At 61.1% G+C, this 19,607-nt stretch carries 14 protein-coding genes; 2 read left to right on the forward strand and 12 right to left on the reverse strand.

Features of this window, described 5'->3' with window-relative positions; genetic code table 11:
* Positions 1-14 precede the first annotated feature (14 nt).
* The 11 genes from PVA48_RS12545 to PVA48_RS12595 form a co-directional block, all read right to left on the reverse strand.
* Entirely contained in the window at positions 15-1,187 is a 1,173-nt protein-coding gene (locus tag PVA48_RS12545) for a cytochrome b/b6 domain-containing protein (RefSeq protein WP_102721521.1), read from the reverse strand.
* Entirely contained in the window at positions 1,184-2,941 is a 1,758-nt protein-coding gene (locus tag PVA48_RS12550; protein ID WP_102728096.1) for a nickel-dependent hydrogenase large subunit, read from the reverse strand. Before PVA48_RS12550 ends, PVA48_RS12545 begins: the two co-directional genes overlap by 4 nt.
* A 27-nt stretch (positions 2,942-2,968) precedes the next feature.
* Positions 2,969-4,189, reverse strand: a complete 1,221-nt coding sequence (locus tag PVA48_RS12555) for a hydrogenase small subunit (RefSeq protein WP_249853048.1) — start codon at positions 4,187-4,189, stop codon at positions 2,969-2,971.
* A gap of 85 nt (positions 4,190-4,274) precedes the next feature.
* Positions 4,275-5,747, reverse strand: a complete 1,473-nt coding sequence (locus tag PVA48_RS12560; protein WP_022397359.1) for a carbohydrate porin — start codon at positions 5,745-5,747, stop codon at positions 4,275-4,277.
* Between the two features lie 533 nt (positions 5,748-6,280).
* Entirely contained in the window at positions 6,281-7,552 is a 1,272-nt protein-coding gene (locus PVA48_RS12565; protein ID WP_022397358.1) for an adenylosuccinate synthase, read from the reverse strand.
* A 594-nt stretch (positions 7,553-8,146) separates the two neighbouring features.
* Positions 8,147-9,535: a hypothetical protein gene (locus PVA48_RS12570; protein ID WP_022397357.1), complete on the reverse strand. Its 1,389-nt coding sequence runs from the start codon at positions 9,533-9,535 to the stop codon at positions 8,147-8,149.
* Positions 9,536-9,561: 26 nt separating this feature from the next.
* Positions 9,562-11,136, reverse strand: a complete 1,575-nt coding sequence (locus tag PVA48_RS12575; protein ID WP_102728098.1) for a hypothetical protein — start codon at positions 11,134-11,136, stop codon at positions 9,562-9,564.
* 14 nt (positions 11,137-11,150) lie between these two features.
* Positions 11,151-13,676, reverse strand: a complete 2,526-nt coding sequence (locus PVA48_RS12580; RefSeq protein ID WP_180971473.1) for a transglycosylase domain-containing protein — start codon at positions 13,674-13,676, stop codon at positions 11,151-11,153.
* A gap of 252 nt (positions 13,677-13,928) precedes the next feature.
* Complete coding sequence (pth, locus tag PVA48_RS12585) at positions 13,929-14,504, reverse strand: aminoacyl-tRNA hydrolase (RefSeq protein ID WP_102722498.1); 576 nt, start codon at positions 14,502-14,504, stop codon at positions 13,929-13,931.
* Positions 14,505-14,621: 117 nt separating this feature from the next.
* Positions 14,622-15,524 carry a DUF58 domain-containing protein gene (locus PVA48_RS12590; protein WP_102722491.1) on the reverse strand — a complete coding sequence of 301 codons (903 nt, stop codon included), beginning with the start codon at positions 15,522-15,524 and terminating at the stop codon, positions 14,622-14,624.
* A 38-nt stretch (positions 15,525-15,562) separates the two neighbouring features.
* On the reverse strand, positions 15,563-16,567 hold the full coding sequence (locus PVA48_RS12595; protein WP_022397351.1) for an AAA family ATPase: 1,005 nt from the start codon (positions 16,565-16,567) through the stop codon (positions 15,563-15,565).
* 103 nt (positions 16,568-16,670) lie between these two features.
* Between PVA48_RS12595 and PVA48_RS12600 the strand changes: the two genes are divergently transcribed.
* On the forward strand, positions 16,671-17,528 hold the full coding sequence (locus tag PVA48_RS12600) for a carbon-nitrogen hydrolase (protein ID WP_102722490.1): 858 nt from the start codon (positions 16,671-16,673) through the stop codon (positions 17,526-17,528).
* Positions 17,529-17,566: 38 nt separating this feature from the next.
* Positions 17,567-18,085 carry a hypothetical protein gene (locus PVA48_RS12605; RefSeq protein ID WP_102749256.1) on the forward strand — a complete coding sequence of 173 codons (519 nt, stop codon included), beginning with the start codon at positions 17,567-17,569 and terminating at the stop codon, positions 18,083-18,085.
* A 63-nt stretch (positions 18,086-18,148) separates the two neighbouring features.
* On the opposite strand, the gene PVA48_RS12610 is transcribed toward PVA48_RS12605, so the two are convergent.
* On the reverse strand, positions 18,149-19,255 hold the full coding sequence (locus PVA48_RS12610) for a zinc-dependent alcohol dehydrogenase (protein ID WP_102722488.1): 1,107 nt from the start codon (positions 19,253-19,255) through the stop codon (positions 18,149-18,151).
* Positions 19,256-19,607 lie beyond the last annotated feature (352 nt).

Here is a 19,607-nt window from a genome sequence, read left to right on the forward strand (position 1 = left end):
ATGCGGGGGAAGGGTTATTCATCCCGGAATTTGACGCCCTTACGCAGCCAGCGCCCTCCGCTGAACATGGAGGAGATGGTGCCGTCCCGATCCACGTTTCCGGAGAGGATGGAAAGGTACACGTGAACCATGGCGAAGATGATGAAGCACCACATGCCGATCAGGTGCACCAGGCGCACGTACGGAACCCCTATCAGGTCGTTCAGGGGCATGAACCAGTGGTAGAACCAGTGGCGCGGCTCATACAGGGCGTACAGGGCCAGCCCGGTCACCACCATGGTGGTGAACAGGACGTAGACGCCCGTGTACGTCCACTGCTGTAAAGGATTGTGGCCGATGTAGCGGGGGCCGTCATAACTGCGGGCGAACACGTAGTCCACCGCCGTGGTGAAGAGGTCCTTCCACTGCTGCCTGGAGATGGGGAAGAGGGCCCGGAAGCTCTGGTACTTGTTGGAGGCCATGAAGAAGCAGGAGAAGCGCAGCATCATCACCACCACCAGGGTCCACCCCAGCGCGTAGTGCACGAAGCGGAGCGTGCCGAACTGGAAGGCCCCGTGCAGGTCCCCCATTTTCAGGAACCACCCTTCCGCAATGCAGATGCCGGTGGAAGCCAGCCCGATGATGCAGAACACCCAGGTCCAGTGCAGCACGCGCAGCGGCCAGTCCCAGACGTGGAAGTAGCGGAAATTGGCCTTGGCCATGGAAAGGCGGCGCACGTCTCTCATGGCATGCATGGGCACCACGCCCAGCAGGCGCCACGGCGCGCCGGGCCGGTGGACGGCCACGGCCACGGGTTCAAAGCCGGAGGGGGAGTATTCCTCAAAAGCCTTGTTCATGCGCTCTTTTTCCAGATGGCTGACTTCACACAGCTTTTCCAGGGCCTTCAGGCTGCCGCGGGCCACCATGAAGGGGGCGGCGTCCTCCTTGTCCGCGGCTTTCAGCATGGCCGTGCTGTACGGCCTTTCCCGGGAGGGAGCCTCCCAGGAATTCTCCTGCTGGGCGTAGGGCAGGGCCACGCCCCGTTCCCGCGCGGCGTGGAGCAGGGCCAGGTCCCCCGGGTCCGTGCTGCCGTTGGGGGAGGCGCACACGGCCAGGGCCAGGATTTCCTCCGGCGTGTAAACCGGGCTGGCCGGAATGGCGTCCTCCACCGCCAGGGTGAGGTCTTTGTCGATAAGAGTCGTTTTCACGGGTCCTGTCTGGTCAGAATGGCCTCCCCTTCTTCGTCAAACAAGTGGACGGCGCAGGATTGGCACGGGTCATAGCTGTGAACGGTGCGCAGGGGTTCCACCGGGCGGGTGGGGTCCACCAGCGGGTGTTTTCCGGTATGGGCCAGGGAATATTCGTACGGCCCCATCTGCCCCTCCGCGTCGCGGCCGGAGCTGTTCCAGGTGCTGGGCACCACGGCCTGGTAATTCACCGTCTGGCCGTTTTCAATCCGTACCCAGTGGCTCAGGCTGCCGCGGGGCGCTTCCACCCAGCCCACGCCCTTGCAGGAGGAGGGCCAGGTTTCCGGCTCCCATTTTTCCGGGTTGAAGGTGGCGGTTTCCCCGTTCTTGATGCGGTCCGTCATCTCCTGGAGCTGGTTCACCATCATGTCCACGTTGATCAGGGCGTCCAGGGAGCGGCCGTACACGCGGCCCAGCGTGGAGTTCATGAAGGCGTTGTCGCGCGGCAGCCCCAGCTTGTCGCAGGCGGCGTCCACCCGCTCCACGATGGCGGGCACCCCCTGGGCGTAGCCGATCATCATGCGGGCGTTCGGGCCCACGGCCATCGCGTGGCCGTCGTAGCGCGGGGCTTTCACCCAGGTGTACTGCGGATGGTCGGAGAGCCACTTGTAGGGCGGCCTGGGGCCGTTGTAATCCGCGTTCGTCTCCCCGTCGTACGGGGCCAGGCCCGCGTCCCGGCCTTCCGTGTACTTGTACCAGGAGCTGGTGACGAATTCCCTGATCTTGTCCTGGTCAAAGGGGAGCACGTTCCTGTAGTCCCCGTTCAGCAGCACGCCGGGCTTGATCATGCCTTTGCCGGCGGGAGCGCCCGCGTTGATTTCAGACGGAGCCCCGGTGCAGAAAAAGTTGGGGTTGGACGCGCCGATATGGGCGTAGTCCTTATAAAATCCGGCGATGGCGACAATGTCCGGATAATATACTTTGTGGATGAAATCGTGGCAGGTTTGCACCAGCTGCTTCAGGTAGCTCAGGGAGAACTGGTTGATGGCCTGGTCATTGTTCATGTTGATGGCGCAGGCCATGCCGCCGACCAGGAAGTTCGGGTGCGGGTTCTTGCCGCCCAGAATGGTGTGGATCTTGATCATGTCCCGCTGCCAGACCAGGGCCTGGAGGTAATGCGCCACGCCCAGCAGATTCACTTCCGGCGGCAGCTTGTAGGCCGGATGGCCCCAGTAGCCGTTCGTGAAGATGGAATACTGCCCGTAGGCGATGGAGTCCTTCAGCTTTTTCTGCACTCCGGCGAAATACGCGGCGGAGGACAGGGGCCAGTCGGAAAGGGATTTGGCGATGGCGGCGGTTTCCGCGGGGTCCGCCTTCAGGGCGGACATCACGTCCACCCAGTCCATGGCCTGGAGCTGGTAAAAATGGATGACGTGGTCCTGGATGCCCAGGGCCCCGCTGACCAGGTCGCGCATGAGGCGGGCCTGGACGGGCACCGGGTACTGGAGCGCGTCTTCCACCGCGGCCAGGGCCGCGATGGCGTGCGTGCCCGTGCAGACGCCGCAGATGCGTTCCACGAAAGCCCAGACGTCACGGGGATCCCGCTTGCAGGCGATCACCTCAATGCCGCGGTACTGCGTGGTGGACGTCCAGGCGTTTTTGATGACGCCGTCCCCGGCCTCCATTTCCACCCGCAGGTGGCCTTCAATGCGCGTCACCGGGTCAATGACCACCCGGCTGGATTCCGGAACGTCCGCTGATGTGTAATTGCTCATGGTAATCTGGTGGTAAGGGGCTTCTGGCTATTCTTCAGTTTCCTTGTCGGGCGAGCCGGGAGCGTCCCCGAAGGCGGGCAGGGAGACGTTCGCTTCCTCCTTCATGTGCTGCTTCTTGTAATGGATGACGGAGCCTACGGCATGGGCGGCGATGGCCGCGCCGGCGCCGGCTACGCCCACAGCCCCGATGACGTTGGCGGAGGCTTCCACGCCGAAGCCGTTCACGTTCGGCAGCGTCTTGTAGAACGGAGTCATGCGGTCAAAGAAGTGCAGCTCCGTACAGCCGATGCACGGGTGGCCGGACTGGATGGGGAAGCTGACGCCGCCGTTCCATTTGACGATGGGGCAGGGGGAGAACGTGTCCGGGCCCTTGCAGCCCACCTTGTACAGGCAGAAGCATTCCCGCGCGTTCTCGTCGTCAAACACGTTGACGAACTGTCCGGCGTCGAAATGGGCGCGGCGCGGGCAATTATTGTGGATGCGGGTGCCGTACGCCATCAGCGGGCGAGACTCCTGGTCGCATTCCGGGGCGCGGTCAAACGTAAGGATGTACATGATGACGGCCGTAATCACGTCCCCGATGGGCGGGCAGCCGGGCACGTTGATGACCGTGCGGTCCGTCAGGATGTCCCGGATGCCCACGGCCCCGGTAGGGTTGGGGCGCGCGGCCTGGATGGAGCCGAAGTACGCGCACGAGCCCACGGCCAGGATATAGGAGGCGTTTTCCGCGCAATGGCGCAGCATGTTTTCCACGGTATCCCCGGCTATAGTGCAGTACACTCCGCCGTCATGGACCGGGACGGACCCGTTGATGACGAGGATATGGGGTTCCTTGATGGCTTCTTCCAGGGCGGCGTTGGCTGCGTCCCCGGAGGGGGCCATCAGCAGCTCCACGTAAGGCATGGAGACGGCGGAAAGCACCATGTCCCCGATCTCCTCGTTATAGCTGCGGATGGTGCTTTCCAGGCACCCGGTGCATTCCTGGAGCTGGAGCCAGATGACCACCGGGCGTTTCAGGGCGGCCATCTTGTCCGCAATCTCCTGGGCGTTGGAAACGCCTCCCGTCACGGTGGCGACGCCCATCAGGGCAATCATTTTCAGGCACCATTTATTGAATTCGCGCCGGCTGACGCCGCGGCGCTCCATGTGTTCCCCCAGGGTTTCCCCGGGACGCCATGTGGTTAAAATCTCATGATTCAGGGAGGCCTGCTCCGCCTCCTGCATGGAAGGTTGCTGCGTGCGCTTCATGTGCGTGGTCCAAATAAATCGTTTCCATTTAGACACGATTTCCGGGAAATGCGATCAATATTTTCCAATTTTTCAGGGGCTGCCCCTACCAGGACCAGACGTTCTGGATTTGGAAAACCACGGCCGTCTGGCCCCTGCGGCCGTTGACGGGATTCTTGACGAGCTGAATGTCAGGCTGGAGCGTCATGGTGGGCGTCACCTGGGCCACATAGGTTAGTTCAATGCCGTATTCATTCTTGTTCACGTACGGGCCGTTCTTTTTGGCGCCCTGCTGCCAGAGGAAGCCCAGGCCCAGGTAGCCGTCATTGGAGGCGCCTTTTCCGCGGAAGGGGGAGAGGAGCACCAGCCCCGTGGTGGCCGCGCAGCGCACGCCGGTCAGCGTGGCGGCGTCATCGCTGGCCCAGCCGCCGCGGAAGAACCAGCCCAGGTGGCTGCTGCGGCCAAGCTGCTGCTGGAAGTTCACGGCCACGCCGCCGCCGTTTTCACTGTTGCTGGTGGTGAAGAAGGGCTGGAGGCGGTACACGCCGGAACCCATGCCGCAGAAGTCCTCCGCCACGTAGCCGAATTCAAGCACGTTCGTCCAGTTGTCCGAGTTCAGGTTCCTGAACGGGTTGTGGTTCTGGGTCATGTTGTTGGCGGCGGTGGCTCCCATCACGTAAAAGGAGGTGGTGGGCTGCCATGCGAAATGGAAGCCCAGGGAGTTGTCCGTCAGGGGCAGCATGGGGTTGTTGCCGAAGACGCTGTTGGTCAGGTTATTGTTGTGTGAGTTGGCGTAGGCGTTGTGGTCCATGTAATTGGTGGTGTCCAGCTGGCCCGCCATCAGCAGGAGCTTGCCGCCCGCTCCCACCCATGCCAGGCTCAGGTTGCTGAGGTGGGGGTCCGGCCCCTGGAAGGAACTGGTGGGATTCTGGAGGGAGCCCAGCGTGGTGGCGGGGCCCTTGCTCCCTTCATTGAAGTCAAAGCCGTTGCCGAAGTCGAACTCGGAGGCCAGGTACAGGCCGCTCCCCGTGGAGTTGTTGCGGAAAATGGTGATATTGGTCAGCAGGGAGCCGTTATAGGAGGGGAAATCCGTCTTTCCGTTCAGGCCGCCGCCCGTCAGGCCCGTGTAGTTGAAGCCGAACTGGGCGGAATAGGTGATGCCGTATCTGGACAGGGCGGTCTTGATCTTCTGCGCCCCGGTGGAAATCATGTCTTCACGGATCCAGGCGTTCGGTTCCGCGCAGGTGTTGCCGAAGACGTAGGAACTGTCCAGATACGGCATCATCTTGAGAGGCTTGGCCGCAAACCATTCAATGCCGGGGGCGGAGGGCCTGGCCTCATGCTGGAGAAGAACGCTGGGCCTGGTGGGAACGCCGGGCGTCCTCTTGGTGATTTGTTCTTCCGGACGCATGCCCTTCAGCAGGCTGGGGCTTATTTCCCTGCCTTCCAGGGTTTTCACGCGCAGGCCGCGTTCCGTGTTCAGGTAGGGAGGCGTGGTCGTCACTACGGGTGCGGGCTGCTGGGCCAGGACGGGATCGCAGGAGGCCACGACGGCGACGGCGCACAAGGAGGGAAGCATGACATGTTTCATATAGACAATCAGACAAGACAGCAGACGGAAGTGTCATAACTCAACTGAAATGCTGACACGAATACCTGTTTTTTCCCGCCTTTCCGCAAAAAGGGAAGACTGCCCCTCCCGCCGCCTCATTCAACCGGGCATGAGCAAGCAGATGCGGTTCTCCGTTTCCTGGCGTCCGTGCCGCCGTATTCCAAACAGCGTGGAGGGGGAGGAAGGAGGAAAGGCAGGCCCCCTGTTCCGTCCCGGATTCCCTTGGTTGGCAGTTGGCCGTGGAAACGCTTCCATAGAAGAACGGGAATGGGAATATGAGAGAAGGAAGGGCGGGCTTTGAAGGCAAAAAGGCTGGTTATAACTGGGGCTCCTGTACGGATTTCAATAGAGAGTGGAGAGTGGAGAGTGGAGAGTGGAGAGTGGAGAGTGGGGGCGCAAAGAAAAAGGCGGAGAAGGCAGAAAAGAGGGCCCTTCCGCGCTGGGGAAGCGGAACGGCCCTTGAAGGTAAAGGGAGGCTTGGGAAAGCCGGAATAGGGGGGTTATTTCACGGCGATCGTCTGTTCGCGGTCGGGGCCCACGCCCACGGTCGTGACGGGGCAGCCGATGAGCTCGCTCATGCGCTTGACGAATTTCCTGGCGTTTTCCGGAATCTCTTCCCAGGAACGGCAGGCGGAGATGTCCTGCATCCAGCCGGGCACCGTTTCATACACGGGCTTGCAGCGTTCCCATTCGTCCACCGTGGCGGGCGGATAGGCCAGGATTTCACCGTCCAGGTCATAGCCTGTGCAGATTTTGATTTCCGGGCACTTGTCGTAGCCGTCCAGGTTGGTCATGGCCATTTCGTCAAAGCCGTTGAACATGGCGGAGAAGCGGAGCAGCACGCCGTCCGCCCAGCCGCAGCGGCGGGGACGGCCCGTAGTGGCGCCGAATTCGCGGCCCATGCTGTGCAGGTGGTTGGAGATTTCTTCATCTTCCGTGACGAAGGGGCCGGAACCCACGCGGGTGGTATAGGCCTTGCACACGCCGATGATGCGGTCAATCTTGTGCGGCGGAACGCCCGTGCCGGTGCAGGCGCCGGCGGAAGAGGTGTTGGAGGAGGTGACGAACGGGTAGGTGCCGAAGTCCACGTCCAGGTAAGCGCCCTGGGCTCCTTCAAAGAGGATGCTCTTTCCGGAGGCCACGGCTTCATGCATGACCGGGATGGTATTGGTGATGTGGGGGCGCAGCACGTCCGCGGCGGCAGTCACTTCCGCCACCATTTTTTCTTCATCCATGGAGGGAAGGCCCATGCGTTCCATTTCCGCGTTCGCCATCTTGATGCGGCGGCGCAGCACTTCGTCAAAAATCCTGGGATCCCTCATGTCCGCCATGCGCACGCCTATGCGGCGGGCCTTGTCCGCGTACGTGGGGCCAATGCCGCGCTTGGTGGTGCCGATGGCTTTTTTGCCGAGGGCGGATTCCTGGGCGGCGTCCATTTCCTTGTGGAAGGGGAGGACCACGTGGGCGCGGTCGGAGATGAGAAGGTTGTCCTTCGTGATGGAGACGCCCTGGCCGCGGAGCTCATTGATTTCCTCCACCAGGCCGATGGGGTCCAGCACCACACCATTACCGATGACGCAAAGCTTGCCCGGCCACAGGATGCCGGAGGGGACAAGGTGAAGGATGTACTTCTTCCCGTTGGCGATTACGGTATGGCCCGCGTTGTTGCCGCCCTGGCCGCGTGCCACCACGTCGGCGGATTCCGTCAGGAAATCGATCATTTTGCCCTTGCCTTCGTCGCCCCATTGGGAGCCGATAATAATGGTATTCATGATAAAAATGGAACTCGGAGACCTTAATGAGATTCCCGCCTTATGGCAAGACAATCTTACAAAGTTGTTAAGTTTTCCTGATAAGATGAGTTTGAAGAAGGGAAACGTTCCGGGGAGCGGAGCGGGGAGGATGAGCGTGGCTGTGCCGGATTCTCCGGGTTCAGGACAGGGAATGAGGCAGGGAAGGCAATGCCGGAGGAGGAAACCGAAAGAATATGCAATCGTAAAAGGAAACGGTGGAAATGCTGATTCACGGTGGTTTTGCGCCTCCGGCGTCCTGGGAGCCGGAAGATTCCCTCCTCTCGCAGGTAAAAGCTTTTCCGGAGCGCAGAGGCGGCTTTTCTTTCAAATACCCGTCGCTCCGCTCCGGCGGAGGCTGCGATGAGGGACGGAGGCCCTCATTTCCAGGGGCGGCCGGACGTGAAAAGAACGATGGAAGTATTTGTTAACCGCATATTTGCGGTTTCCACCCAATACCCAGGGCATCCGTAGGGGGAAACTTTTCCTTCCTGTAAAACCTCCCCGGCAGGTAGCAGGTAAGCCGCCGTTGGAAAAGCACTGGAGAGTGGCCGCACAGACTTTTTAAAGAGGAGGTCAGCGGAAATGCAGGGCGGAGCGGTGCGCTTCCGCGGGGACCAGCGTTTTCCAGATGTCTTCATCCGCGGCGATCATGCGCTGGATGTCCCGCGGCGTGTGGCGCAGCAGGAATTCATTGAAGAAGGGGACGTCAACCACCAGGCCGTTCGCCAGGAAGTGCTGGTACAGGTGCACGTATTGTTCCGGGGCGCGGAAGGTGCGCGCCGTGACGAATTCCCCGGATTTGCGGTTGAGCCAGGGGGAGACGTACAGTCGCGTCTTGTTCTGGAAGGTGCGGCCGAAGGATTCCAGGATGCCGCCGGGGATGTCCTCCGTCCATTTTTCCTTGAACAGTTCGTTCAACAGGCCGATGGAGAGGGCGATGGCGATGGGCTCGTTCGTGTAGCGCGCCAGCAGCTCGGACAGGTTGTCAAAACGGGCCATCTTGGTAATCAGCACGTTCTTGCCCAGGGCTTTCAGGCTGTCCGCGCGGTCCAGGAATTCCAGATGGTCCACGTCCCCGCCGCGGAGCAGGTTGTTCATGGATATTTCACAGATTTCCAGGCAGCGGTCCGCCTGCGTCTCATTGATGTGCGAGAGGAAGCATTTTTTCACCTGCGCCATGACTTCCAGATGCAGGTTGCAGACGGGGTTGAAGCTGCCCCTCATCAGCACGATGGGGCGTTTGTACAGCACGTCCGCCGCCTGGGCCACCTGGCCGTTTGCCAGGAACAGGGTGGCCGGCGTCAGACCGGATTTGACGAGCTGGAGCGCAAAAAGGCGGTTGTCCACCATGGAGAAGCCGTGGCCCTCAAAGCGGACGACGTCTATCTCCACCAGGCGGGGATCCAGATTGTCCACCAGGGATTCAATGAATTCCTCCAGCCGGTCCCTTTTGAAAAAGACGGCGTGCAGGATGTTGACGCCCAGGATGCCCAGGTCCTTCATCTGGCTGTCGTGGTCCGGGTCATTCAGGCGCACGTGGATGATCAGGTCGGACGGTTCCGCCTCCGGCTTCAATTGGAAGCGCACGCCTATCCAGCCGTTCCACGGGCCGTTGTCCCGGTAGCCTTTCACCTTCACCGTATTGCAGAAGGCGAAGAAGCGGGTGTCCTTGCCGCGCTTGGGCCCCAGGCGGTTGACGAGCTGGGTGAATTCGTAATCCAGCATGCCTTTCAGGCGTTCTTCCGAGACGTAGCGCTTGACGGGGCCGTACAGCGTGTCGCTGACGGTCATGTCATAGGCGGAGATGGTCTTGGCCACCGTGCCGGCGGCCCCGGAGGCACGGAAGAACCAGTTGGCCGTTTCCTGGCCGGCGCCTATTTCCGCAAAGGTGCCGTAAATGGTGGTGGCCAGATTGAGTTGGAGGGCTTTGTCCTGTGTTTGCGCTAATGCTTTGGAACTCATGGAAAACGGGAACCGGTTCTGGATTGTCAGTTGGTGGGAAGGAGGTTGCGGGTGGCGTCGCTCATCCATCCGGAATACAGCAGCTTGTCAATAATGACGGACTGGTTGCCGGGCAGGTCCGCCGGGTAGTGAATGAGCACGCAGGCGCGCACGGGGCCGTTGTAAAGGAGCTTGGTCAGTTCCAGCGCCAGCGGGGAATACCTGTCCACGTACGCGTTCAGGCGCTCCCCGTTGGGGAATTCCAGGGAGAAGTTGATGTAGGCGGTATTGCGGTAGCTTTCCGCGGAGGATTCCTCCAGGAAGGGCGGCTGGTAGATGCCGGGCATGCTGAGGGCTATTCTGACGGGGACGGGTTTGGAGGGCTTTTTGGCTTCCAGCTCCGCCGGGAGCATGGGGGAGTAACCCTCCCAGGCTTCCCAGTCCAGCTTCCATTTGCCGGAGTTCCGGTCATACAGGAAGACGGCCGGGCGGACGGTGTTGTCATCCATCAGCACGGATATCTGGAGCAGGTCCCCGTTCTTGGAGCTTTTCCCCGCTTCCTGCGGCAGGTAGTCCTTGTACCGCCCGTAGGAGGCCCAGTGAGCCATTTTGGGGCGCACGGCCTCGGGCTCCATCACGTAGTTGAGCCTTTCTTCGTCTGATTCCGCCATGCAGTAGAGGGCCAGTTCATTCATGGCTGCCGTGATGTGGGCGGAGACGGATTCCACTTCCCGGTCTTCCTCCCTGCGGGGATGGGTCATGAGCCGGTATTGCTGCTCCCTCTGCTCCAGTTCCGCCAGCAGGTCCTTGTTCACGTCCAGGGAGAAGACCGCTTCATGGTCCACAAACCGGTCTGAAATGTTCAGAATCTTGGAGCCTTCCGCTTCCATGTCCTTTCCGCGCAGGAACATGAACACGCCCAGCGAGGCCAGCACCAGGCCGGAGACAAAGAGCCAGATGTGCCAGGTGGGGCGGCGCTCGCTGCGGGCGGCTTCCTGGGCGGTGGGCTGGTATTCCGGCTCTTCATGCGCCAGGGAGGCGCTGCGGGCGGCTGTGATGGCAGGGGCGGCGTCCCCCTTTTCCTTCCGCTTGCGGATTTTGGTAGTGGGTTCCGCAGGGATGGGGATGGAAGGCCTGGTAACGGCAATGCTCCGTTTATCCGTCTTTTTCTGAGGCGTAAGAGATTTGTGGGAAGATGCGGACGGGGAAGCGGAGGGGCTTTCCTCCTGCGCGCCGCCGTGCCGGACGGAGGCTGCTGGTTCAGGCGTCCCTTCCGGGATTTCAGGAGCTTTTTCCGGAGCTTCAGGCATCCGTTCCGGGGCCGTTGCTGGCTCTTCCTCCTGCCGGGTGGCCGTGACGGTGGAATGGCAGACGGGGCATTTCACCTTGTTCCCTATGCAGGAGGGATTGACGGCAAAGGAATTGTTGCATACGTTGCAGCGGCAGGGGACGGCGGCCTGTTCTTCCGTTTCATCCTTGACTTTCTCTTCCTGCCGGGCGGTGACCGGAGCGGCGCAGATGGGGCATTGCACCTGGCTTCCCAGAAAAGACGTTTTCACGGCAAAGGGGTTTCCGCATGACGGGCATGTGCAGGCTACCGTATCCTGGGAGGGGGAGGGCATGGAAGAAAAGGGAGTTACAGGTGGATGAATTCCGGAACGGGGATGGTGATGGGCTTGGGAGCGGGCAGCGTGATGCTCGTGTCCGTATGGTCCGGAGAAACGGGGTCTGCGGAAAGGGCCTGGGCTTCCGGCACGTTTTCACCCGCGCCCAGCAGTTCATAGTTGCGGTTGGCGGGGCCCTGGTTCAGCTCCGTGTGGTAGGGGTCGTCCCCCTGGAGGATGGCCTTGGTGGGCAGGATGGGCGGCAGGGGCAGGATGCGGTTCTGCGCCGTGAAGGGTGAGACGGGGGCGGAGATGTCCTCCCCGTGGAGGTCGCAGAAGGGAAGGCTGGAATCCCCCTTGCGGAGGTATTCAAACATGGTGTGGCGGCGGTATTTCTTGTCCACCGGGTCAATGTCATAGCAACTGTGCGTGGCTCTCTTCCCGGTGGTCAGGCAGATTTCCACCCGTTCCACGCTGGGGGGCGGGGCCAGTTCCCCGGCGGGGAAGAGGCGTTCCGCCTCCGTGACGGCGGCGCCCAGGACGGAGGCGCAGGTGTCCGACGAGAAGGCCCCGTTGTAAATGGGTTTTTTCCCTTCCAGGAAGCCTACCCATATGCCGCAGGTGATGCGGCTGTCATAGCCGAACAGCCAGTTGTCCGCAAAGTCATACGTAGTCCCCGTTTTCACGCCCCCCTTGAAGTCTTTCGGCAGATGCGGGGCCACGCGCTGGGCGGAGCCGTTTTTCAGGGAGGAATTCAGGATGTTGTGGAGCTGGAAGGCCGTGGCGGTGGAGGTGGCCCCCTTCCGCACCTGGGCGTTGTTCCGGGTTTCAATGGCCTGGTTGGATTCCCAGATCAACTGGCCGTCCTCATCCTCTATCCTGTCCAGGTAATAAATATCCTGCGGGCGGGAGCCGCCGTTCGGGATGGCGGTGTAGGCCAGCGTCATTTCCTTCAGGGAGGCGGGTTCCGTGCCCACGAAAATCTTGGGGCGGTAAACGGGGTTTACCTCCGTGCTGCCCGCTTCACGCACGGGCTTGCGGATGCCGAAGTCCGTGAGCTTTTTCACGAAGGGGGATGTGCCCATGTCCATCCCCATGCGCAGGGAGGCGGCAATCTTGGAGGCGGACAGGCCGCGGTGGGCGGTAATCATGCCTTCATAGCGGTTTTTGGAGCTTTCCGCGCCCCATTCCCCCAGGATGCCTTCCGAGCCGCCGATGCCCGTCAGGCGGTTGTCAATGGCGTCGTCCAGAATGCGGGTGACGGGGCTTTTGCCCGTGTCAAAGGCCGTAGCGTACAGGAAGGGCAGGATGGCGGTGCCGGTGGGGCGGGCGCCGTCCTTGATGGCGTCATACTGGCGCTTGGTGTAGTCCCTGCCTCCGTGGTAGGCCAGGACGGCGCCGGACTGGTTGTCCACCACCAGCAGGGCTCCTTCCAGGTAGCGCGGCTTGTCCCCGGAGGCGCCGTGGTAGTCCGCGGCCTTCTGGTGGCGGTAGCCGGGGCGTTTTTCAATGTTTTCCAGGGCCTGTTCCAGGGATTTCCCGGTGGCCTCCTGAAGCTTCCTGTCAAGGGTGGTGTAAATCTTGAGGCCGGCGGCATTCACGCGGTCCTCCCCCAGATAGGCGGTAATCTCTGCGGAAATGCGGTCGTAAATGTGGGAGACGCCGCGTTTCAGCGGCCTGGGGTTGAGCCCCAGGTCCATGGCGGAGAGGCGTTCCGCTTCATCCGGCGTAATGTACTTTTCCCGTGCCATGCGGTTGAGCACATGGTTGCGCCATTTCAGGTTGCTTTCCGGATTATTGAGGGGGGAAAGGCCGTTCGGGTTTTTAATCAGGGCGGCGATGGAGGCGGCCTCCCGCGTAGTGAGGTCCGCAGGTTCCTTGCCGAAGTAGCCCAGAGAGGCGGCGCGGATGCCGTAGAACCCGCTGCCGAAGTAAACGCGGTTCAGGTAAAACTCCAGCACCTGGTCCTTGCTGTACCGTTCCGTAATGCGGCGCGCCAGCGCTATTTCCACGAATTTGCGGCCAAAGCTGCCTTCATTCCTGGCCTTGGCCCGGTTCTTCAGGTCGTACGCGTTTCTGGCAAGCTGCTGGGTGATGGAAGAGGCTCCCTGGTTGGCGTCCCCGCTGTTGTGGATGTATTCCCTGCCTGCCCGCAAAATCCCCAGGAAGTCATAGCCCGGATGCTCCCGGAAGCGGGAGTCCTCCTGGGCGATCAGCGCGTTGACCATGGCGGGCGAAATCTTGTCCAGCGTGACGTAGCTGCGGTTTTCCACATAAATGCGGCCTATTTCCTCCCCGTTCCGGTCGTAAATGATGCTGGGCTTTTCCAGGTCGTTGATGCGTTCCAGGTCAAACTCCGCCGCCCAGTTGTCATAGCGTTTCCAGGCCATCATGAAGCCAAAGTAGCCCACGGCCCCCCCGATGGCGGCCAGAACCAGGCACCACAGCGCCAGCTTCCGGATGAAGCTCCAGAATCGCTTCCTGGGCTTGGCCTTGGGTTGGCGCCTTTTGTTGGCCTGCATGTGCCTGCGCGGAGCTTGTGAACTTAATTCAGCCATGAAGATGAAGCAGGATTTGTCCTGGGAGGAGAAAAAACGTGCAAAAATCCTAGCGGATTCCCGTTTGTTTAGCAATACCGTACACTGTTGGCGAGCGAAAAAAGAAGGCATGCGTCCCGGGAATCTCCCGGAACCCCGCAGGCTACTGAATCATCCTGCGTCCGCAGGACGCGCCGGCTTTAAGGAAAAAGCGCGTCCGTTCCCCGCGCGTTTATATTTTAATGCCGCAAGGGCTTGCGGCGGTCCCGACGGCTAATGGTCCTGCACGGCGTTGAAAATGTTGCCTGCCTTCGTGATGCCGTGTTCCATGGTGTACAGCACGGCGTCCGCCGCCTTTCCCAGCATCACGTCCAGGAGCTCGCGTTCCTCCGGGCGGAATTTGCCCAGCACGTGGCCGATCATCTCCCCTTTGCCGCGTGGCAGGCCGATGCCGAAGCGGAGGCGCGGGAACTCCTGCGTGCCCATGTGGGCGATGAGCGACTTGATGCCGTTGTGGCCGCCTGCGGAGCCTTTTTCCCGCAGTTTCATGACGCCCAGCGGAAAATCCACCTCGTCATGGATGACGAACACGCTGCGCGGGTCCAGCTTGAAGAAGCGCATCATGGGCCCCACGCACAGGCCGGATTCATTCATGAAGGTGGCGGGCTTCACCAGCAGCACGCCGGGGCCGGCCGCCAGCTCGCACTTGCGCTGCCTGTCCGTCTTGAACACGGCGCCCCACCCGGCAGCCAGGCGGTCCACCACCATGAAACCCGCGTTGTGGCGGGTATCTTCATAAGTCCTGCCCGGATTGCCCAGGCCCACGATCATTTTAACGGGTGCGTCCACGATGGAAGAGAAGGAGAAAAAAATGAAAACTGCCGCTTACGGTGGCACGGAAGGCGCGCGGGAAATCCTGCACCCGTTCCGCGGCGCAATCAACCGTTCCGTGAGACAGCCGGGCGCTTATCTGCCCGCTTTCTTCTTCTGCCGCCCCATCAGGAACCCGGTCAGCACGTCTTCCAAGGCGTCCCCGGTCCTGACCAGGCGGTAGTCCGCGTTAATGTCCGTGCAGATGCGGCGCGTTTCCTCCAGGTAGCCGGCCACGATGGCGCGGTACTCGTCCGCGATGAGATCCGGTTCCGTAATCAGGGAGCCGCCGCCCTCCATGTCCACAAAGCGGATGGGGCGGTCAAAGTCAAAATCAATTTCCAGCTGGTCCACCAGATGGAACACGGCCACGTCATGCTTGCGGAAGTGGAGGTGCCGGAGGGCGTTTTTAAGTTCCTCCGTATCCGTGAACAGGTCGGAAAAAATCAGCACCAGGGCACGGCGGCTGACGCGTTCCGCCAGTTCATGCAGGGTCTCCGCCAGCACGGTTTCCCCCTTGGGGTACTGCGTATCCATCTGGCTGATGAGAACGTTCAGGTGGGCAGGGCGGCGGGAGGCGGGGATATGCAGCGTGGCTCCGTCCTTCGTCTGCCGGGAAAAGCTCAGCCCCACGGCGTCCCCCTGCCGGATGGCGATGTAAGCCAGGTTGGCCGCCAGCCTGCACGCGCGCAGGTACTTGGACTCCACCTGCTCCGGGTGGTAATTCATGGAGCCGGAAAGGTCCAGGACGATGTAGGCGCGCAGGTTGGTATCCGCCTCAAACTCCTTGATGTAATACCTGTCAGACCGGGCATACGCCTTCCAGTCCAGCCGGCGCGTATCATCCCCGGAAACGTACTTGCGGTACTCCGCGAACTCCACGGAGGAGCCGCGGTTGGCGCTCCTGTGGCGGCCGGATACGTTCCCCGTCATGCTGTGGCGCGCTTCCAGGGGAAGATTCCCCAGGCGGCTGAGCAGGTCGTGGTTCAGGTACTTCATGGGAGGGCAGGAAAAGGGGATGGATTACGCCGGAACGGTCACACTTCCGCCGCCAGGCGCGCCACGGCCTTGCGGGGCGTGATGCCCTGGGACTCCGCGGCGAAGTTCGTGACCACGCGGTGCATCAGCACGGGCTCCACAATGGCGTCTATGTCCTCCTTGCGGACGATGTAGCTGCCCTGGAGGGCGGCGCGGGTCTTGGCCCCCAGAATGAGGAACTGGACGGCGCGGGGGCCCGCGCCCCAGGCCACGTACTGCTTCACCCATTCCGGAGAAGTCTCCAGGGAGGGGCGGGTGGCGCGCACCAGCTTCACGGCGTACTCGTAAATATGTTCCGGGACGGGCACGCGGCGCACCAGGTCCTGGTAAAAAATGATTTCCTCCCCGGAGAGGACGTGCTTGAGCTCCTCGCTGCGGTTTCCGGTGGTCTCACGGGCGATGCGCATTTCCTCCTCCTCCGTGGGGTAATCCACTTCAATCAGGAACATGAAGCGGTCAAGCTGGGCTTCCGGCAGGGGATAGGTGCCTTCCTGCTCAATGGGGTTCTGGGTGGCGAGCACGAAGAAGGGAGGCAGAAGGGTGAAGGTGCGGCCCATGACGGTGACGCGGCGCTCCTGCATGGCTTCCAGCAGGGCGGACTGGGTCTTGGCGGGGGCGCGGTTGATTTCGTCCGCCAGCACGATGTTGGCGAAGACCGGGCCCTTGATGAACTCAAACTGCCGCTTGCCGCCGGCGGAATCATCCTGGATGATATCCGTGCCGGTGATGTCCGCGGGCATCAGGTCCGGCGTGAACTGGATGCGGTTGAAACTGAGGTCCAGCGTCTTTGCCACGGAGCTGATCAGCAGCGTCTTCGCCAGGCCGGGAACGCCCATCAGGAGCGCGTGCCCGCGGGAGAACAGGGCGATGCTCAGCAGCTCCACGACGCGCTGCTGGCCGATGATGATCTTGCTCAATTCCGCGGAAAGCTCCTTGTAAATGGCGCCGAGCCGGTCAATGGCGGCTACGTCGTCGTCAGGCAGAGATGGGGTGGTGGGTTCCATATTGCATGTACATAACACTTTTCATGCCCTTTTCCATCAAATAATCGCGCCGCATTCATTTTCCCTGCTTGGAATGGGAGGGGAAACGGGGTAAGGAAGGGGCATGCCGAAAATCGCACTCATTCAACTGTCCGCAGACGCCCGGCCCTCCGTGAACAAGGAAAAGACGGAAGCCGCCATCCGGGAGGCCGCCGCCCATGGGGCGCAGATCATCTGCACGCAGGAACTCTTCACCACGGAATACTTTTGCAGGACAGAGGAATGCGACCTTTTCAACCTGGCGGAACCCATTCCCGGAGAACTGACGGAAGCCCACTGCAAGCTGGCCGCTGAACTGGGCGTGGTGATCGTGGCCTCCGGCTTTGAAAAGCGCGCCACCGGGCTGTACCACAACACCGCCTGGGTGGTGGACGCGGACGGAACGTTCCTGGGCATGTACCGCAAGATGCACATTCCGCAGGACCCCGGCTTTGAGGAAAAATTCTACTTCACCCCCGGCGACCTGGGCTACAAGGCGTTTGAGACCAAATTCGGGCGCATCGGCGTGCTCATCTGCTGGGACCAGTGGTACCCGGAAGCCGCGCGCCTGACGGCCATGCAGGGGGCGGAAATCATCTTTTACCCCACGGCCATCGGCTGGCTGCCGGAGGAAAAACCCCTGCTGGGGGAACAGCAGCACTGCGCGTGGGAAACCGTGCAGCGCGGCCACGCCGTGGCGAACGGGTGCTACGTCTGCGCCGTCAACCGCGTGGGGACGGAAGGGGAAAGCGAATTCTGGGGGCAGTCCTTCGTGGCGGACTACTACGGCCAAATCGTCGCCAAGGCCCCCGTCAGCGATGAAGCCATCCTGTACGCGGAGCTGGACCTGGACGCGCTGGAAGACCACCGCCGCATCTGGCCCTTCTTCCGCGACCGCCGCATAGACTCCTACGGCGGCATCACGGAACGGTGGGGAAAGTGAATCTGTAGAAGACCCAGCTCATGTATTCGCGGGAACCCATGGACCGGCAACGGGAGCAGGCCGTGGAAGTGCTTCTTGCCATGGAAGGACAGTGCCGTGAATTAGTCATCGATTGTCGGCAGGGAATGCTGGGAAAGCAGGGGTGCCAGGTAACCGTGTTGAGACGTGAACACATCCTGTCCCTCTTGCAGGAACTGAACCGTCTGTATGATTCCGGAATCCCCAGAAGGGAGCTGAATGATGATAAGGAGGAAGACGACGAGAATTGCTGTTTTTCCTGGATTTATGAATTTGATTTTTTCCTTCAGGAGTCCGGCTTCCTGCTGCATTTCGTCATTGATGCCGCCCTGGATTCCGACGGCGTCATCAAGAAATATTTGACGCTGGAGAGACAGGTGCATCGGGAAGGGGCGTACCTTAAAGTGAGCGAACCCATGGTTCTTGACCCTGACGCATTGGTGCAATTGAAAAGAAAAGTCGCGGCTATCATGACTGTTCCTCCCAATACGGAGCGTTTTTTGGACTGGAAGGATATCTACCCTGGATTGGATGAGTGACGTTCCCCTCTGGAAACGCCGCTCCCGGAGGAACGGCGTTGAGGTAAGAAAAAGAGTTTCCGCTTAGTCGCAGATGACGGCAATCTTGATGCCCTTCATCTGGACGTTCGTTTCCAGGGCTTCCGTGATTTCATCCAGCTTGAAGCGGTGGGAAATCAGCTTGGTCAGCGGCAGTCCGATGCCGTAGGCGCGCTTCAGGAAGTCGAACGTGGTCGGGTAATCCTGCGGGGAATACACCCAGGAGCCCACGGCGGTCACTTCCTTGTTGCAGAGGTCGTAATGGTGGTTGATGACGCTTTCCCCGCCGTCCATGAAAAAGCCCACTTCACACAGGCCGCCGCCGCGCTTCACGAACTTCCAGGCGTTTGCCCCGGCCTTGCCTACGCCCGTGCACTGGAAGACGAAATCCGCCAGGCGGCCGCCGTTATCTTTCTTCACCGCGTCAAGGAGGCCGTCCAGGTCCGCGTAATGCGTGAAATTATACGTGCGCGCGGCGCCCATTTCCTTAGCCAGTTCCAGGCGGGAATCATTGCCGTCCACGGCGATGATGGTTTCAATGCCCAGCGTGCGCAGCGCGGCGATCTGGAGCAGGCCGATAGGGCCGCAGCCCTGCACGAGCACCACGGAATTGAACTTGAGCAGTCCGGTGGACTTGGCGCGTTCCAGGGAATGGACCACCACGGCGGCGGGCTCCACCAGAATGCGCTGGTCCAGCGTCATGCCGGAAACGTTGAAAAACGTGGAACCCTTGCGGATGACCAGGTACTCCCCGAAGTAGCCGTTCAAATGCACGTCGTCGTCAGGCATCAGGCCGTACACGCCCACGTTCTCGCACAGGTTGGTGCGGGCCGGGGTATTCAGGCAGGCGTCACAGGTGCCGCAGGGGATGATGCAGGTGACGATCTTGTCCCCCAGGGCCAGGGGATTGCCCGCCGTGTCCTTCGTGATATTCCTGCCCATGGCGACGATTTCCCCGGTGCCTTCATGGCCCAGCACCACGGGGCAGAGGCCGAAGGGGTCCCGGTTGTACTCGTGGCCGTCCGTGCCGCAAACGCCGCAGGCTTCCACCTTGATCAGCATTTCATCATCCCCGATGGCGGGAATGGGGTATTCACGGATTTCAAATGTCTTGGGAGCTGTCAGGACAGCGGCGCGTGCGGTTTGTTGCATAGTGCTCCTACACTACCCTTTGCCGTTTGAACTCTTCAAGAACAAATAAAAATGAAAGGGAATTAACTTGCTGAAAACGGAGAAAAATTCCCCTTTTGCCCCTTCTTGCAATACTCCCGCATCCAGGGAAAACGCATAAAAACAGTGGTTTCCGGAAACTGTTCAGCAAATCTTCCGCTGTCTCTCCAGCTATCATCAAAAAGCCTCCGGGAGCGCTTCATGGCATGCGGCGCTCCCGGCGTGTTTTTCCGCAGTAACCGCGCCGCGCCGGAGTAAAAGGCACGTTATTGCAGGTGCAGTTTTTCCATGAAAGTCCGTTCATTTGGCTTGCGTGGCGGAGGGATGGAGTGCA

The organism is Akkermansia sp. JRP_AM1 (assembly GCF_049262625.1).
Lineage (GTDB): Bacteria > Verrucomicrobiota > Verrucomicrobiia > Verrucomicrobiales > Akkermansiaceae > Akkermansia > Akkermansia massiliensis.

Bases quoted from the DNA above. Each gene is read 5' to 3' on its own strand.
- PVA48_RS12550 (WP_102728096.1), bottom strand. From the start codon at position 2,941: ATGAGCAATTACACATCAGCGGACGTTCCGGAATCCAGCCGGGTGGTC.
- PVA48_RS12555 (WP_249853048.1), bottom strand. From the start codon at position 4,189: ATGAAGCGCACGCAGCAACCTTCCATGCAGGAGGCGGAGCAGGCCTCC.
- PVA48_RS12560 (WP_022397359.1), bottom strand. From the start codon at position 5,747: ATGCTTCCCTCCTTGTGCGCCGTCGCCGTCGTGGCCTCCTGCGATCCC.
- PVA48_RS12565 (WP_022397358.1), bottom strand. From the start codon at position 7,552: ATGAATACCATTATTATCGGCTCCCAATGGGGCGACGAAGGCAAGGGC.
- PVA48_RS12570 (WP_022397357.1), bottom strand. From the start codon at position 9,535: ATGAGTTCCAAAGCATTAGCGCAAACACAGGACAAAGCCCTCCAACTC.
- PVA48_RS12575 (WP_102728098.1), bottom strand. From the start codon at position 11,136: ATGCCCTCCCCCTCCCAGGATACGGTAGCCTGCACATGCCCGTCATGC.
- PVA48_RS12580 (WP_180971473.1), bottom strand. From the start codon at position 13,676: ATGGCTGAATTAAGTTCACAAGCTCCGCGCAGGCACATGCAGGCCAAC.
- PVA48_RS12590 (WP_102722491.1), bottom strand. From the start codon at position 15,524: ATGAAGTACCTGAACCACGACCTGCTCAGCCGCCTGGGGAATCTTCCC.
- PVA48_RS12595 (WP_022397351.1), bottom strand. From the start codon at position 16,567: ATGGAACCCACCACCCCATCTCTGCCTGACGACGACGTAGCCGCCATT.
- PVA48_RS12600 (WP_102722490.1), top strand. From the start codon at position 16,671: ATGCCGAAAATCGCACTCATTCAACTGTCCGCAGACGCCCGGCCCTCC.
- PVA48_RS12605 (WP_102749256.1), top strand. From the start codon at position 17,567: ATGGACCGGCAACGGGAGCAGGCCGTGGAAGTGCTTCTTGCCATGGAA.
- PVA48_RS12610 (WP_102722488.1), bottom strand. From the start codon at position 19,255: ATGCAACAAACCGCACGCGCCGCTGTCCTGACAGCTCCCAAGACATTT.